Source organism: Streptomyces hazeniae (assembly GCF_031845485.1).
Taxonomy (GTDB): Bacteria; Actinomycetota; Actinomycetes; order Streptomycetales; family Streptomycetaceae; genus Streptomyces; species Streptomyces hazeniae.
The window spans coordinates 1-439 of sequence record NZ_JAVREQ010000197.1 but is presented as its reverse complement, the minus strand read 5'-3'; the positions used below and the strand labels follow the sequence as shown (position 1 = coordinate 439).

The window sequence follows — 439 nt, the reverse complement described above, 5'->3', positions numbered from 1 at the left end:
CCGTCGAACGGACCATCGCAGCACCGCAGGACGCGGTGTTCGACTTCATGAGCAACGCAGCCAATTTCACGCGCTCTCCGCTGGTAGTTCGGCAGCGGCTGGCCGAACCCGGCCTGCAGGCGCCCTACGGACAGGGAGCGGTGCGCATCCTGCTCTGGACCATCGGATGGTTCCGGGAACGCATCACCGCCTACGACGCACCGCATTCCTTCGACTACTCCGTCGAACGCAGTTTCCCGCCCTCGGAACACCGACACGGTCGAGTCGGCTTCGTCGCGGTGGATGGCGGCACCCGCGTCACATGGACCACGACGTTCCGGGTGAAGTTCCCACTCGTCGGCGGAGCCCTGACCCGTTGGGTGGGTCGGCCGATGCTGACCAGGGTCTTCAACGACGTGTTGGACGCGGCGGCGGCGGATCTGGCCAAACACTGCCCACA

1 protein-coding gene is annotated in these 439 nt (G+C 66.1%); it reads left to right on the top strand.

What is annotated here, in order from left to right; translation table 11 throughout:
* A partial coding sequence (locus RM572_RS29295) for an SRPBCC family protein (protein ID WP_311676373.1) occupies window positions 1-439 on the top strand: 439 nt, incomplete at both ends.